Annotated in this window: 16 protein-coding genes; 11 read left to right on the forward strand and 5 right to left on the reverse strand. The window is 44.4% G+C overall.

Translation table 11 applies throughout. The features are described 5' to 3' along the window. Nucleotides 1–184: 184 nt before the first annotated feature. The 6 genes from AB4486_RS07990 to AB4486_RS08015 all read left to right on the forward strand — a co-directional run bounded on the left by AB4486_RS07990 (nucleotide 185) and on the right by AB4486_RS08015 (nucleotide 3,643). Nucleotides 185–997, forward strand: coding sequence for a hypothetical protein (locus tag AB4486_RS07990; RefSeq protein ID WP_017065382.1), 813 nt, complete (start codon nucleotides 185–187; stop codon nucleotides 995–997). 123 nt (nucleotides 998–1,120) lie between these two features. Further along, complete coding sequence (locus AB4486_RS07995) at nucleotides 1,121–1,372, forward strand: TIGR03643 family protein (RefSeq protein WP_017091136.1); 252 nt, start codon at nucleotides 1,121–1,123, stop codon at nucleotides 1,370–1,372. Nucleotides 1,373–1,430: 58 nt separating this feature from the next. Then, complete coding sequence (locus tag AB4486_RS08000; protein WP_102320616.1) at nucleotides 1,431–1,826, forward strand: DUF3465 domain-containing protein; 396 nt, start codon at nucleotides 1,431–1,433, stop codon at nucleotides 1,824–1,826. A gap of 50 nt (nucleotides 1,827–1,876) precedes the next feature. After that, complete coding sequence (locus AB4486_RS08005; protein WP_102320615.1) at nucleotides 1,877–2,413, forward strand: GNAT family N-acetyltransferase; 537 nt, start codon at nucleotides 1,877–1,879, stop codon at nucleotides 2,411–2,413. Between the two features lie 14 nt (nucleotides 2,414–2,427). Next, a complete protein-coding gene (locus AB4486_RS08010) occupies nucleotides 2,428–3,189 on the forward strand; it encodes a nucleotidyltransferase domain-containing protein (RefSeq protein WP_372058830.1) in 762 nt (253 codons plus the stop codon). 61 nt (nucleotides 3,190–3,250) lie between these two features. Further along, on the forward strand, nucleotides 3,251–3,643 hold the full coding sequence (locus tag AB4486_RS08015; protein ID WP_017060354.1) for an NUDIX hydrolase: 393 nt from the start codon (nucleotides 3,251–3,253) through the stop codon (nucleotides 3,641–3,643). A 168-nt stretch (nucleotides 3,644–3,811) separates the two neighbouring features. Here AB4486_RS08015 and rplY read toward each other — a convergent pair whose 3' ends face one another. Continuing rightward, entirely contained in the window at nucleotides 3,812–4,090 is a 279-nt protein-coding gene (gene rplY, locus AB4486_RS08020) for a 50S ribosomal protein L25 (RefSeq protein ID WP_048658383.1), read from the reverse strand. A gap of 367 nt (nucleotides 4,091–4,457) precedes the next feature. Between rplY and AB4486_RS08025 the strand changes: the two genes are divergently transcribed. Together AB4486_RS08025 and AB4486_RS08030 are read left to right on the forward strand one after the other, a co-directional pair. Continuing rightward, nucleotides 4,458–5,186, forward strand: a complete 729-nt coding sequence (locus tag AB4486_RS08025; RefSeq protein WP_372116918.1) for a glycosyltransferase family 2 protein — start codon at nucleotides 4,458–4,460, stop codon at nucleotides 5,184–5,186. A 14-nt stretch (nucleotides 5,187–5,200) separates the two neighbouring features. After that, nucleotides 5,201–6,508, forward strand: coding sequence for an LssY C-terminal domain-containing protein (locus AB4486_RS08030; RefSeq protein ID WP_372116920.1), 1,308 nt, complete (start codon nucleotides 5,201–5,203; stop codon nucleotides 6,506–6,508). A 76-nt stretch (nucleotides 6,509–6,584) separates the two neighbouring features. Here the strand turns inward: AB4486_RS08030 and AB4486_RS08035 are convergent, their stop codons facing one another. From AB4486_RS08035 to AB4486_RS08050, 4 genes are all read right to left on the reverse strand, one after another. Then, entirely contained in the window at nucleotides 6,585–7,931 is a 1,347-nt protein-coding gene (locus tag AB4486_RS08035) for an ATP-binding protein (protein WP_372090616.1), read from the reverse strand. Between the two features lie 104 nt (nucleotides 7,932–8,035). Continuing rightward, nucleotides 8,036–8,695, reverse strand: a complete 660-nt coding sequence (locus AB4486_RS08040; RefSeq protein ID WP_017060377.1) for a response regulator transcription factor — start codon at nucleotides 8,693–8,695, stop codon at nucleotides 8,036–8,038. 61 nt (nucleotides 8,696–8,756) lie between these two features. Next, nucleotides 8,757–9,155 (reverse strand): PepSY domain-containing protein, encoded by a 399-nt coding sequence (locus AB4486_RS08045; RefSeq protein WP_017066076.1) that lies wholly within the window; start codon nucleotides 9,153–9,155, stop codon nucleotides 8,757–8,759. Nucleotides 9,156–9,335: 180 nt separating this feature from the next. Then, complete coding sequence (locus AB4486_RS08050) at nucleotides 9,336–11,078, reverse strand: DEAD/DEAH box helicase (RefSeq protein WP_372116921.1); 1,743 nt, start codon at nucleotides 11,076–11,078, stop codon at nucleotides 9,336–9,338. A 97-nt stretch (nucleotides 11,079–11,175) separates the two neighbouring features. Here AB4486_RS08050 and rsuA point away from each other — a divergent pair, with 97 nt between their 5' ends. From rsuA to AB4486_RS08065, 3 genes are all read left to right on the forward strand, one after another. Further along, a complete protein-coding gene (gene rsuA, locus AB4486_RS08055; RefSeq protein WP_017060380.1) occupies nucleotides 11,176–11,871 on the forward strand; it encodes a 16S rRNA pseudouridine(516) synthase RsuA in 696 nt (231 codons plus the stop codon). A 200-nt stretch (nucleotides 11,872–12,071) separates the two neighbouring features. Beyond that, nucleotides 12,072–13,289: a Bcr/CflA family multidrug efflux MFS transporter gene (locus tag AB4486_RS08060; protein ID WP_017060381.1), complete on the forward strand. Its 1,218-nt coding sequence runs from the start codon at nucleotides 12,072–12,074 to the stop codon at nucleotides 13,287–13,289. Then, nucleotides 13,289–13,948 (forward strand): DUF2913 family protein, encoded by a 660-nt coding sequence (locus tag AB4486_RS08065; RefSeq protein WP_017060382.1) that lies wholly within the window; start codon nucleotides 13,289–13,291, stop codon nucleotides 13,946–13,948. Before AB4486_RS08060 ends, AB4486_RS08065 begins: the two co-directional genes overlap by 1 nt. Nucleotides 13,949–14,063 lie beyond the last annotated feature (115 nt).

Below are 14,063 nucleotides of genomic sequence, written 5' to 3' on the forward strand. Positions count from 1 at the left end.
GTTAAGCTCCCATAATCAACAAGGCTCGTCATTGTATGGCGAGCTTTTTATTTTCTGAAAAACACAGGTAGTGCAGGTTACTTTGAGAGGCCAATGCTTATATGTGTAATGGGGGGTGATATGAATCTTAAGTCACGGCGTTTTTGATGCTCTTTGTGGTTTTGAATATAGGGAGAGGGTGGAAATGAATACACGAGTCAGTGAGAGTTCTTTTAAAAGGCTCATCCAGTTAGTTGGTTGTGTTTTGATTATAGTGTTGAGCAATAGTCGACTCTCCAATGCTCAAAGCATCGAGTTTCCTACTTGTGTACAGAGCGAGGTTTTGAATACAGAAATCCACCTTTATGTTGATGAATCGGTGTTAGATGAATATTCCAAAGCATTTATAGCCTCTAAAATAGCGACATGGGAAAGCTATTCGAATCTGGTGTTAAAAAACTCCTGCGTCCCTATGACGAGAAAAGTCACTAAGGTGACTTATACGTCTGAAATCGACAGCCTTTGGTTTCAAGATTTGGGCGCAGCAGAGAGGTTATTAAAACTCTCGATGGAAGAACCGATTCCAGAAACAACAGAAGACGGCGTCCCCATTTTTACTGGGATAGTATTTTCTAATTATAATTTTAGCTTTGAGTCTGATTATTGTGGTATGTCTTCTTCGGTATCCTACTTTTTTTCTTTAGCGATAAACTGCCCTGATTACTTAATGGAGCATGAAATTGGCCATTTAAGTGGTGCTAATCATGACTATAAAACGTTATTGAAAGATTTTGATAGTATAGAAAGTTACATTTCTGGAACGTATCCAAGAGCTCCTCAATATTCCTTCGGTACAATTTGTGCTGACAGAGGCACAGTGATGTCTTATGAGCGAGATGTTATACCTGCATATTCCAGCCCGGACATCAGAGTAGATGGCACAAAGTGCGGGGATAGCAAATACCACAATAATGCGAGAGTGCTTAGAGAGTTCGCACAAGCTTATTTAACCCCATGATTGCCTAGCTGGTAGCCTGTTGTTTTATCGAACGTTATAACGCGTTCAATTCAAAGTGTTTGTCCTGTGATCTTTAAATTTGGAACGAGCGTATTTCTCCCAGTTTATTAAGGAAGAGTATGTATGATGTTATCCAAAGAGAATGAATCAAGAATTATTGAAATGGCGTGGGAAGACCGAACGCCATTTGAGGCAATAGAGCACCAATTTGGTTTAAATGAATCACAAGTGATTCGTTTCATGCGTAGCCATCTCAAGCTTGGCAGTTTTAAGCTGTGGCGCTCACGTGTTTCTGGGCGCTCGACCAAGCATGTAAAACTACGCAGTTCGGACGTTTCGAGAGGTTATTGTCCAACTCAGTACAAGCATTGTTAAAAGAGGGGATGCCCAACCAGTATCCCAAATCAACACACAGATATGGGAAATGAAAGGAATGAAACAATTTTTCGCTCTACTTATAGTGCTGCTTAGCTTCGGCATCAGTCATGTTCAAGCGAATGATACGCGACTTAAGCAAGCTTACGAAAATCACCAAAGCGACGTTCAGGTGCGCGGATCGGGTACGGTGTATCGAGTACTTCCTGATGATAATAAAGGTTCTCGACATCAGAAATTCATTTTGCGACTCGATAGCGGACAAACCTTGTTAGTCGCACATAATATTGACTTAGCGCCTCGTGTTCAGGGACTGGCAAAGGGCGATCGAGTTGAATTTTATGGTGAATATGAATGGAACAAGAAAGGTGGCGTAATGCACTGGACGCACAAAGACCCTCGTAATCATCACACTCATGGTTGGTTGAAGCATAACGGGAAAGTATACGAGTAAACACCTCCGAGACTTTTCCTTTCAAGGCTATAAGATAAAAAGGAATTTTGATGTTTAAGCTGGAAACTGACAGGTTGATTCTTCGAGATATGAGTCTCGAAGACGAGTGTGCCTTTGTTGCGATGTCTCAAGACGCTAAGTATCAGCGTTTCTATGATGAAAGTGATTGTGAACCTAACAAATATCGAGAGCTAACCCAGTTGTTTGTTGCACAGGCTTTGGAAGTACCACGCCAGTCCTATCAGCTAGCGGTTGAAAGCAAAGATTCGGGGAAGTTTATTGGAACCGTTTGTTTACGTCTTGAACGCGATAAACAAGCTTCAATGGGCTGTGCTTTCTCAAGGGAAATTCAGGGAAAAGGGCTTTCTATAGAAGCTTCTGAAGCCCTCGCTGATTTTGGTTTCTCAGAGTTAGGCATACACCGTATCTACGCTGAAACCATCAGCAAGAACTTGGCTGCGATTAAATTATGTAAGTCACTAGGAATGAAACAAGAAGCGTGTTTTAAAGATCATCGATTCTTCAAAGGTCAATGGTGGGATACAGTTGTGTTGGCGGTTCTACGTTCTGATTGGAAAAAGGCTTAGTGATGGAAAGTGGTATGCAGAAGCTAGATAGAGGGCTCGATAGAGAAGGGTTCATTCAAAATCTTTATTCGCCAAAGAACATTGCGCCTGAATTTCAAGACGTGGTGTCAGCAGTCGTTGATTCGTTGCTAAGAGAACTTCCAAGTCAAGTTGATGGTATCTACTTGTATGGAAGCGTGCCTAGAGGAACGGCCATTGTTGGTCGCTCTGATTTGGATGTTTCTATCGTACTCGCTACGCCTGTTGGTCAGAGAGAAAAGGAAGTATTTAACCTACTTTCCGACACCATACCCCAAACCTATCCGCAAGTGACCAAGCTTGATATCGATCCTGGCTTCCTGCGGGATGTTCTGCAACCCAACGAAGAATTCCATTGGCAGTTTTGGCTCAAGCATTGTTGCTGTTGTATTTGGGGGAATGATCTATCTATAAAGTTTCCACGATATAAGCCCAGCAATGAAATAGCCCAAGCTCTTAATGGCGATTTATCGACTTTTCTTAAGCAAATGCCCTCGAGTTTCAAAACAATGACTGATGCGGATATCGTTAAGGTAATTGGTAAAAAGTTAGTGCGAGCGGCGTATTATTTTGTGGCTGAGCAAGACGGCAGTTGGTACACCAATCTGAGCCAGTGCGCTGCAGTCGCCAAGCGCTATTACTCCAATCAAAGCGACGATATTGAGCTAGCTCATCAATACGCTCTCGGAAATTTGATATCTAAAACAGAAGCTTTTGAATTGTATGAAAGGCTGAGTAAAAAGCTTGTTGTAAATTAAGCATTAACACAAGCTAGAACAACAAACTTAACTACTTTTGTAACGGCTTTAGGAAAATTAGATGGATGTCCACGAGTGTGTTTCTTTTATCATGCTGAAGGAATCGCAGGTATTACTAGAAAAGCGTAGTGAGTCTAGGGAGACCGATCCCGGTTTAATCACTATACCTGGCGGCCATATTGAACACGGTGAAAACCAGGTTCAGGCGCTGTTTCGTGAACTTGATGAAGAGCTTAATGTTGTTCCGATTGATTACCAATACTTGTGTTCGCTTTACCATCCTACGAAGGAACTTCAGTTGATTCATTATTTTATCGTGAGTGACTGGAAAGGAGATATCACCGCTCAAGAGACTGATGATGTTAAGTGGTATTCACTAGGTTCAGCTCCTGTTGGTATAGCAGCCGATGGTATTGCTTTGAAAGAAGTAGAGCGCGTGGGTAGGTATCTTTAGTTTGGATTCGATAAGATGTTTTGGACGTTTTTTGAGGGCTCAAAAACGGTGAAACCCCGATGTTGGTAGCATCGGGGTTTCGAATTTCTAGATTTCTCGACTGGTAAGATCGATTATCTTTTCTATGCAGAAGGCTGGATTAATCCAATCTTATTCCTTGGTAGGGAATTAGATGCGGATGAAGTCCATGTGCTCAACTTTTGGCTTGAACGCGTGACGTTGAACGTCTTGTGGCTTAACCTTAACTTCTGCGCCGTCAATCAGTAGAGTGATTGCTTCGTAGAATTCAGGCTTATCCATTTGGTTGATCACTTCAGCGTGAACAAGTTCGATAGCTACAGCTTCAGCTTCGCCACCGTAGATTACAGCTGGGAATTTACCAGCGTGACGTAGGCGGCGGCTCGCACCTTTACCTAGTTCAGTACGTACTACTGCTTCAAATTTCATAGTTTTACTCTCAAATTAGTAAAAATTAACTTCACACCTCAATGCGACCTTGAGTGTGTGGTAATGCTTAAACATAAAAGTTCATGCTTAAGCGAGCGCGGATACTAACATCACATTCCAATATGAGCAAGTCAGAAGCCCATCTCAAAGTGAATTTCCTTAGATAATGGGTTCGTTTGGAGATAAAACGTTCGCTAACGCTTGTTTAGTGCATTTTAACCTCTTTTACATCGCCATTCTTATCTATTTATATCACCGCTAAATCATCAAGTTAATGAACGGAAAATGAATGTTTGCCTAAGACTTGGTTAAGGCTTAGTTCGTTAATCTTAGTGTTAATTAAACAGCAGAATGAATAGGTGAAAATATGGAACCGGTAAGCATTGTCGTAATTACGCTAAACGAAGAGAAACGCATTAGCCGCTTAATGGAAGAGTTGAGCGCGCAAACCCACCAAGAGTTTGAAGTGATTGTTGTCGACTCGAACAGTGAAGACAACACAAGAGAAGTGGCGCAAGCTTATGAAAACGCGCTGCAAAAATTAACGGTGCATCACATGGAAAACCGTGGTGTGAGCCTTGGCAGAAACACAGGTGCGTCATTGGCGCAATACAACAGAATCCTTTTCTTAGATGCTGACGTGAGCTTGCCTCGAAACTTCCTTGCGAAAGCGCTTTATGAACTAGAAGAGAAGAAGCTTGAAGTGGCGGGTGTGTACATGAGCTCGAAAGGTTTGCCGCTTGTACACAAGTTTGGTTACGGGCTATTTAACGCAGGCTTGTTTACTACCCAGTTCTTTTTCCCGACGGCGATTGGCGCATGTATTTTCTCGACGAAACGAGCGCATGATGAGATCGGCGGTTTCGATGAAGAGATCGTATTGTGTGAAGACGGTGACTACGTAAAACGTGCGAGCAAAACATGGCGATTTAGATTCCTAAATATGACTTTTGGTTTTGACCCACGTCGTTTAGACCAAGATGGTGTTGTGAAGACAGGTTCTACTTATCTTAAAGCCAATGTAAGACGCTTCTTTAAAGGCGAAATGCGTAACAACGAGATGAACTACAAGTTTGGTCACTACAAAGAACAGTAAGCATTGAGGTTGTTATGTTTGATGGACTAGGGCTGTTTCTGGGAGCATTGGGTGATGCTCTCATTGGCCCAAACCTATTTGTACCGGGAGAGCCGTTCTTTATCGCAGCGGGCTTTCAACTGTATTCAGGTGCATGGATGGCGTTGGTTTTGGTGATGCTAGGTGGTTTGCTTGGTGATCAACTCAGTTATTTCATTGGTTATAAATACGGTGTTAAGGTGCAACGAAGGCTCATTAAGTTTCGCCCTAAAACCAAAAGATTAATTGCGCGCTGCCGCTATCTGGTTGCTCGCAAAGGCACATACATCATTCTTTTTGCTCGTTTATTAGGGCCTATCGCTTGGGTTGTGCCATTTATAGCTGGCTCGCATCGTGTACCGTGGCGTAATTTTAGTGTGTTGGCGTTTATCGGTTTGGCCCTTGGTGGAGGGCAGTTCATTGCTTGGGGCATGTTACTGGCGCACGGCGTTGAAAACTTCCCGTGGCTTAATAGCCTTAAGATATTTATCTCGGAGCATAATAGCTTGATCGTTGGTGTGTTCGCGGTATTAGTCTTCACCATTATCGGTTACCGAATGAAGTGGCGATGCTTAGTACTTAAGTCTAGTGCGCTGTTGTTGGCGTGGGTATTGTTTGCGAACTACGCTCACTTTTTCTGGAAAGCGGATGACTTTCAGAATCAACCAGAGACGGCTCAAATAAACAAAGTCGACTGGAACTCGGTTACCTATAAAGCGTTCCCCGGTAAATCTTCGTTCTACTCGGCGCAAGCGATCAACGTCATTTATGTTGGAGCAACCCCAAGAGACTTAATGAAGCAATTAGGCTGGATAGAGAATCAAACCTTCTCTCGAAATGAGATTGAATGGGTTGGTTATCTCGCATTGCTTAGAGAAAAAACGCCGCCAGTGTCTGATTTATATTGGCGAGACAAGCCGCAAGATATGGCTTTTCAATTGCCGGATAACCTGATGAAGCGCAGCCATATTCGTTGGTGGCGTGCAGGTGTTGATATTAAAACTAACCAGCCTCAGTGGTTAGGCGCAATTAGCTATGATGATGGCCTTAAAGTCACGCCTTACTCAGGCATTGTGACCGTGCTTCATAACATTGACCCTAATGTTGATGAAGAGCGAGATCGGCTTGCTAATCAGATACGAACGTTACTACCAGACATCGAGTTAGACAAGTACCCATTAGCAACGGTGGAAGTGATCAATGACGATCATGACTATTACACTGATGGCCGGGTATTAACGATTGGAGCAACGACCCTTAGTGATAATTCACAAACTTTGGATGTTGCTGTGAACGATATATAGAGTTGTATATAAGGTCGATAGAATTAAGCCCTAACATTACGATAGGGCTTATTGGTTTCACTTTTACTTAGCTTGTTCAGCCTTTACTTATTTTAAGCACCAGAGAAGCTTTTAAGCCGCCCATTGAGCTCTTGCTGAGCGTTAGGCTGCCTCGGTAACTGTGTGCCATTTCATTTACGATATTAAGCCCTAAGCCTGTTCCTGGTGTGGTTTCATCAAGTCGGACGCCACGTTTGGTCACTTGCTCAAGCTTCTCTTCAGGAATGCCTTGGCCATCATCTTCAATCACCAGCTCTATGTTGCCATCGTCGAGTTCATTTGCATGGACGCGAATAATGCTGCCCGCCCACTTGTAACTGTTCTCGAGTAGGTTGCCGACCATTTCATCAAGGTCGGTTTTTTCTACTGCCACTTCAATCTCAGAGTCTAGCTCGTTAATCATGGTGACTTCATTGGCAGCGTAGACTTTATCAAACGCCATTGAGATAGCTTCGACACGCTCACAAGGTGAAGACTTCACCGAAAGAATGTTCATTGCACCTGCCATACGAGCGCGGCCAAGGTGATAATCAATTTGGCTTTGAATCTGATGAATGGGCTGTTGCAGCAGTGCCTTGTCATCCTCTGGAAGTCGCTCTATCTCATTTTTTAGAACTGAAAGCGGTGTTTTCAACGCATGAGATAAGTTACCCGCGTGGTTACGAGCTCGTTCTAATAACTCTTGATAGTGAAAGAGCAGGGCATTGAGGTCAGAGACTAATGGAGAAACCTCTTTCGGGTAGTTATCGCTTAACCCTTGTTGCTCGCCGTTTCTTAGCATTACCAGTTCGCGTTGCATCTTGCTGAGCGGTAATAACGACCAACTGACTTGAATACCGATCAACATCAGCACGCCAACAAACAGCAACATTAGGATCAACCAGACTTGACCAGTAAGCTCTGTCAGTGTGGATTCTAATGGATCTTCATCAATACCAATGGTGATCGTGACAGGGTCGCTCAGTTCAGGCAGGTAGATATCTTGCTCGATGTAAATCAGCTTTTCTTTCTCTGGCCCTTTGACTGATGTGTGAATCGGTGAACGCTTGATGGTGAGGTCTTTATCCCATAGCGAGCGAGATCGAATGATCTGCTCTTGGGTAGCGGCGCGCCAATAAATACCACTGTAGGGCTGGTTGAACCTAGGATCAGACAGACGCTCTGCCATGATCAGGTTACCACTGTCATTGGTTTCGATATTGGCGGTTAACTCATCCATGGTTAAGCCAAGCTGCTGCTTCATGTCATCGACGAGGTAGTCGTTAACCAGTTTCGGAATCCCGACACCAGCCGCTAATATCATCGCACCTAGCCAAAAAGCCGCAGCAAGGAGCAAGCGGCTTTTTAAACTGATGTTTTTAAGTGTTCGTTTCTTTAGATTCATGCATTTCCAACCTGCCTTTGCTCATCGTAACTTATCGTATTGCGATGATCAGAACAGGCTGTCCACTTAATTAATGGTTGCTCTTGGCGTGATTGACGACTGAGCTATTCAGCATTCAGTTGGTAGCCAAGGCCACGAACGGTTTTGATGATCTTTGGTGCGATTTTCTTACGAATACGACCGATGAACACTTCAACCGTGTTTGAGTCTCGGTCGAAGTCTTGCTTGTAGATATGCTCAACCAACTCAGTGCGCGAGATAACCTTGTTTTGGTTATGCATGAAGTACGCGACAACTTTATATTCCAGCGCCGTGAGGCTAACTGCTTGACCTTGCCACAACACTTTAGAACTGCGTGTGTCTAGGCTTAGATCACCGATTTGAAGTATCGGAGCAGCACTGCCTGATGCTCGGCGCAGTTGAGCTCGGATACGGGCAATCAGCTCGACCATCTCAAATGGCTTAGTTAGGTAGTCATCAGCACCGGCGTTCAAGCCCTCAACACGTTGAGTTAGCGTGTCACGAGCACTTAAGATAATCACTGGTGTGTTGATGTTTTCGTCTCGAATGCCTTTTAATACCGTTAGGCCGTCAAGCTTAGGTAAACCTAAATCGAGGACAATCGCGTCCCATTCTTCTGACGTTGCACGGTAGAGTGCGTCGATACCATCTTGAGAGAGCTCTGGAACCCAGTCGGCCCCCTCAAGTGTTTCAATAATTTGTTGGCCCAAACGAGGCTCATCTTCAACGACTAAAATTTTCATAATTGTTCTTCTAATTTCTTCTAATGACTGTTCGTCGTGCTTAGCTCTTCGTCGTACGTAACTAGTCGCCGTGTTTAATTGCGTCTTTAAAGTTGCGGCCTTTGATCATAAGCATTTCTAACGTCTCAGCGTTGTATTCGACTTTGATGATGTTGTTTTGGTAATTGATTTTTAGTTCATACACCCAAATGTCGTCATCTTCTTCTAGTTCTACTTTAATGATTCTGCCATGAAGATCGTTTTCAACCGCCGCATACATTTCTGAGAAAGGGCGAATGTAGCCTTCTCGTACGGCTTCATAGACTTCGTCTTGATCTTCTTCAAATTCGATGCTGGTTCCTGCTTTATGAACGTCCTGCACTAATTCATGACCATTATGATGTGAGTCAGCCCATGCGCCAGCAGAAACAAATAAGCCTAAGCTTATAGAAAACAAAGAAATCATAGCTTTACTAAACATAGCGAATCCTAGAGAAGGTTGATAGCGTTCAGTATAAAAAAGTAATTCTGAACAGAAAGTGAACCTGATTAATAATGAGAATTTGATACCGAAAAACTTAACGCTTAAATGGCGCAGGCTTTAATACATAAGATTAATTGCCGAGTGTTAAGAACGTAAGACTTACTTTTATTCTTAACCTTAACGCTGCTGTAGTTCGTCTTCGAATATCTTGTCTCTCATTTTCCAAAAGCGTCCGACTTTACGGGCAATCACGAATTGAGGTGGGCGGAATCTATGTTGGTGAGCAACCACTTTCGTCGGTGAGGCTTCTTCGAAAGGGCGATGTCTGTCTGCAAGGTGAGGGCGAACAAACTGGTCTTTGAAGTTCTGCTTCTGCTTTTTGCTGGTTAATGACCAAAACTCATGCACTTGCGCTTGGTTTTCTCCGCGATAGGTGACCTTAAGTTGTGATTTACCTTTCTCGTCTTTAAGCACGTTGAGGTCCATTTCCAAGCATTCAAATACCAAGGCATCTTTTAGGTTCAGTGCTTCTTTTAGCTTTTTGTCTGGGTCGACTAAGGTTGCATCGCACTCATGACAAATGCGCGCAGCAATGTCATTATCAGCACCACATTCACCGCAATATTTCGCTCGGAAGCGATAATTACAGTGCTCGCGCTCGCCCGTGTCTTCATCGGTAAAGTAGCCTTGGCATTTGCGCCCAAAGTGCTCAAGCAAGAAGCCATTGCTGTCTAGCTTGCCCCAAAAGTTATTATTGAAGCCGCACGCAGGGCAAGGGATGGTGATGATTTCACTGTCTGAATCGGGTTTAGGGTCGCCAACCTCAGGTTGGTAGAGGTCGTAACTGTTGCCCGCATAGTCGAGCACCAAACACTCTTTTTTACCCGGAGATAGGCGTAAGCCACGGCCAACGATTTGTTGATACAAACTGATGGATTCTGTCGGGCGCAAAATCGCGATTAAATCGACGTGTGGCGCATCAAAACCTGTGGTTAATACCGATACGTTAACCAAAAACTTGATTTTACGTTCTTTGAAGTCGCGGATAATTTGGTCACGTTCGAGAGTTGGTGTATCACCAATCACAATTGAAGCTTCACCTTCTGGCAATAAGCCGAGGATCTCTTGCGCGTGTCGAACGGTCGCAGCGAATACCATGATGCCTAGTTTATCTTGGGCTAGGTGAATAATCTGATCGACAATCTGTGGGGTCGCTCGTTTCGATTGCTCGATCACCATGTCGAGTTCTGCTTCTTTGTAGCGACCAGTGCTCGCGGGCTTTAACTGCGAAAAGTCATAGCTCAACACGGGTGCATCAATCATGCGTGCAGGAGTTAAGAAACCTTCATCGAGCAGGTAACGAATCGGCAGCTCAAAGATACAGTCGCGGAAGAAACGTGGCTCATCTGAACGCACTTGACCGCGAGTGTGGTATTGATAAATCCAACCCATCCCAAGACGATATGGGGTCGCTGTTAATCCAAGCACCTTGATGCCCGAATTATTCTCGCGTAAGTGAGTGATGACTTTCTGATAACTACTGGTCTTTTCATCGGGAACACGGTGGCATTCGTCGATAACCAACAGCGAAAATTGGTTAGAGAATGAATCGAGATTTCGCACCACAGATTGCACCGAAGCAAACACGACTTGTTGGTCGGTCTCTTTGCGTCCTAAACCCGCAGAGAAAATCGAGCCTTTCAGCCCGTAACCTTCATACTTTTCATGGTTCTGTTCAACCAACTCTTTTACGTGAGCAAGCACCAACACTCGACCTTTCGCAAGCCTTGCTAACTCTGCAATCACAAGGCTTTTTCCTGCACCTGTCGGAAGCACGAGCACTGCCGGAGTTTGGTGTTTTCTGAAGTAATGAATCACTGATTTTACAGAATCAGCTTGGTACGGGCGGAGTGTATACATATCGCGTCTTGTAAGAAGGAAAACAAATAGTGTGAAATAGCTCAACTAATTGAGCAAAGGTGACTATAATACCCGACTTAGATTAGTTGAGGTATTCATGCGTTTAGATAAATTTCTGTGCGATGCATTAGGCGTCACTCGAAGAGAAGCAACACACTTATTAAAATCCAAGGCAGTGACAGTAAATGATGTCATTCAAAAAAGCGGCTCACTCAAGGTAACTGAAGAGTGCGTTGTGGAATGGCAAGGCAATGAACTGAATGTTCACGGCCCACGTTACATCATGCTTTATAAGCCAGAAGGCTTTGTTTGTTCGCATGAAGATGGCGCAAATCGTATCGCGTTTGAATTACTTGATGAAATCAAAATGGACAAGCTGCACTTTGCTGGTCGTCTAGATATTGATACAACAGGTCTTGTGTTGATTACAGACGATGGTAAGTGGTCTCACCGTATCACTTCGCCAAAGCACAAGTGCGAGAAGACGTACCGTGTGTGGTTGGTTGAACCTGTTGAAGACGATTACGTTGAAAAATTCAAAGAGGGCATCCAGCTTAAGAGCGAAGATGGCCTAACACTTCCTGCACACCTAGAAGTTCGTGCAGAGCGTGAAGTGCTGCTAACGATTCACGAAGGCAAATACCACCAAGTTAAACGTATGTTTGCTGCTCTTGGTAACAAGGTAGAAGCACTACACCGTGAACGTATTGGCGAAATTGAGATGGACGAATCTTTAGAGTTAGGTGAATACCGTTACCTAACGCAAGAAGAAGTCGATTCAATCTGGAAGTAGTCCTTAGCTAGAAGTTGCTCTTAACAAGAAATTGTTCTTCACAAGAGACCACTTTTGCTGGACATAGCCCTTTCGTTGTAAAGCCGACCATGGATAGCGTCGGCTGATGATGTTGACTGGTACTAGGAAAGTCTCAGCCAATCTTTGACTCGCGTACTCACGCTAGTCCCTAGCTCTATCAGTTGAACATTCGGAGAACCATGCAAACATCGACCTCACAGAGCCAAAGCTCCCAACTAGAAACACCTCAATTAGGCTTAGTGCTGTTTTTGATTCTAGGTGCGATTGGTGCACTTACTCCGCTAGCCATTGATATGTATCTGCCAGCGATGCCGACCATTGCTAAAGATCTTGGTGTGACGGCGGGTGAGGTACAAATCACGCTAACAGCCTATACCGCAGGTTTCGCGCTGGGGCAGTTGCTGCATGGCCCGTTGGCGGATAGCTATGGTCGCAAGCCTGTACTGCTTATTGGTGTGTTCTTGTTTGCTATCGCTTCTATGGTGAGTGCGACAACTCATGGCATTGAAGCGCTGACTTACATCCGTACCGCTCAAGGTTTTGCTGGTGCTGCGGCGGCCGTTATCATCCAAGCGGTGGTAAGAGATATGTTCGATCGTGAAGATTTCGCAAGAACCATGTCTTTCGTTACTTTGGTGATGACAGTTGCGCCATTGGTTGCTCCGATGATTGGCGGTTACTTAGCGTTGTGGTTCGGTTGGCGTTCAATTTTCTGGGTTCTGGCTATTTTTGCGGTGATCGTGATTCTGGCGGTATCGATGAAGATCCCAGAAACGCTTCCTGCAGAAAACCGACAACCATTGCGCTTTAAAACAACGATTCGTAACTATGCTCGACTGTGTAAGAACCCAACGGCGATGGGCCTGATTTTCTCTGGTGCATTCTCATTTTCAGGGATGTTTGCGTTCTTAACGGCAGGTTCATTCGTTTACATCGATATCTATGGCGTTCGCCCTGATCTGTTTGGCTACCTGTTCGGTTTGAATATTGTTGCTATGATCTTGATGACGAGCATCAACGGTCGAATCGTTAAGAAAGTGGGCTCCCACGCTATGCTCAGAGTCGGTTTAACCATTCAACTGTTTGCGGGCTTAGGTCTGTTAGTCGGTTGGATGTTAGATATCGGTTTGTGGGGTATTGTGCCATTCGTGATGCTGTTTATCGGCACACTGTCTACCATTGGTAGTAACTCAATGGCACTGCTTTTAAGCGGATACCCGAATATGGCCGGCACAGCTTCTTCGCTTGCAGGCACATTAAGATTTGGTACTGGTTCTGTAGTGGGGGCAATTGTTGCTATGCTACCAAGTGACACTGCAGGGCCAATGGCTATGATGATGGCAGCATGTGCAATACTGTCAGCATTACTATATTGGACATTAGGAAAGAAGGCATAATGTCAAAATACTATATTGAAATTCAGAAGTTAGTGAACGATGCGCTGGGCGAGCTGTATGCTCTGCATAAGTCTGGTAAAGCGATCGACGCACCTATCGCGAACAACCTTTATCTTGTTCGTTGGGTAACAAAAGCGATTAAATCTCAAGCTTATGATCGCGTGATTGTGCCTGACTTAGTTCGCTGGCAGAAACAGGGTCGCTCAAAAGGCAACAACTCTGATTTAACTTTTACCTTTAAACGTATTTCTGCGTTTTACGGACGTTTTTTCCCTGAAGGCGAAGAGCCTAAAACGCTAAAAGACAGTGATGTTGAAGCGTTCATGGACAAAATGTACGAGATGGGTTGGAGCGTATCGAGTGAAGACGAGCTAACGACTGGCGGCAAGATTCAATTCTTCACCGATGGCGAGCACTCTTTTGCTTTATGCGGTAAACAGTGTGACGACTCTTTCGACGGGGAGTTGATGGTTAAGCCAATGAACTGGTTTGTTCGTGGCAACCATGCTGAGTTCATCCAAGCGGCGATGGAAGCGGGCTTCATGCTTCACAAAGTAACGGACTATAAGTCTGCGGTGAAGTATCACGGTGAATACATCGTTTACCCTGCTAACCAAGGCAACCAACTGGCTGAGATCCCAATTAGCGTTATCGGCTAATAGCGGATTCGAGATGAGAGATACGAAGAGCGGAATTATCCGCTCTTTTTTGTCTCTCATAGCGCGTGTCGCTAATTTGCTTTTAGTCTTTTCGCATCTCGTCACTCGAATCCCG

This window comes from Vibrio sp. 10N.222.55.C6 (assembly GCF_041473395.1).
Lineage (GTDB): Bacteria > Pseudomonadota > Gammaproteobacteria > Enterobacterales > Vibrionaceae > Vibrio > Vibrio crassostreae_C.

What these genes read in the sequence shown, in the direction of transcription:
- AB4486_RS07990 (WP_017065382.1), top strand. Translation starts at nt 185, where the DNA reads ATGAATACACGAGTCAGTGAGAGTTCTTTTAAAAGGCTCATCCAGTTA.
- AB4486_RS07995 (WP_017091136.1), top strand. Translation starts at nt 1,121, where the DNA reads ATGATGTTATCCAAAGAGAATGAATCAAGAATTATTGAAATGGCGTGG.
- AB4486_RS08000 (WP_102320616.1), top strand. Translation starts at nt 1,431, where the DNA reads ATGAAACAATTTTTCGCTCTACTTATAGTGCTGCTTAGCTTCGGCATC.
- AB4486_RS08005 (WP_102320615.1), top strand. Translation starts at nt 1,877, where the DNA reads ATGTTTAAGCTGGAAACTGACAGGTTGATTCTTCGAGATATGAGTCTC.
- AB4486_RS08010 (WP_372058830.1), top strand. Translation starts at nt 2,428, where the DNA reads ATGCAGAAGCTAGATAGAGGGCTCGATAGAGAAGGGTTCATTCAAAAT.
- AB4486_RS08015 (WP_017060354.1), top strand. Translation starts at nt 3,251, where the DNA reads ATGGATGTCCACGAGTGTGTTTCTTTTATCATGCTGAAGGAATCGCAG.
- rplY (WP_048658383.1), bottom strand. Translation starts at nt 4,090, where the DNA reads ATGAAATTTGAAGCAGTAGTACGTACTGAACTAGGTAAAGGTGCGAGC.
- AB4486_RS08025 (WP_372116918.1), top strand. Translation starts at nt 4,458, where the DNA reads ATGGAACCGGTAAGCATTGTCGTAATTACGCTAAACGAAGAGAAACGC.
- AB4486_RS08030 (WP_372116920.1), top strand. Translation starts at nt 5,201, where the DNA reads ATGTTTGATGGACTAGGGCTGTTTCTGGGAGCATTGGGTGATGCTCTC.
- AB4486_RS08035 (WP_372090616.1), bottom strand. Translation starts at nt 7,931, where the DNA reads ATGAATCTAAAGAAACGAACACTTAAAAACATCAGTTTAAAAAGCCGC.
- AB4486_RS08040 (WP_017060377.1), bottom strand. Translation starts at nt 8,695, where the DNA reads ATGAAAATTTTAGTCGTTGAAGATGAGCCTCGTTTGGGCCAACAAATT.
- AB4486_RS08045 (WP_017066076.1), bottom strand. Translation starts at nt 9,155, where the DNA reads ATGTTTAGTAAAGCTATGATTTCTTTGTTTTCTATAAGCTTAGGCTTA.
- AB4486_RS08050 (WP_372116921.1), bottom strand. Translation starts at nt 11,078, where the DNA reads ATGTATACACTCCGCCCGTACCAAGCTGATTCTGTAAAATCAGTGATT.
- rsuA (WP_017060380.1), top strand. Translation starts at nt 11,176, where the DNA reads ATGCGTTTAGATAAATTTCTGTGCGATGCATTAGGCGTCACTCGAAGA.
- AB4486_RS08060 (WP_017060381.1), top strand. Translation starts at nt 12,072, where the DNA reads ATGCAAACATCGACCTCACAGAGCCAAAGCTCCCAACTAGAAACACCT.
- AB4486_RS08065 (WP_017060382.1), top strand. Translation starts at nt 13,289, where the DNA reads ATGTCAAAATACTATATTGAAATTCAGAAGTTAGTGAACGATGCGCTG.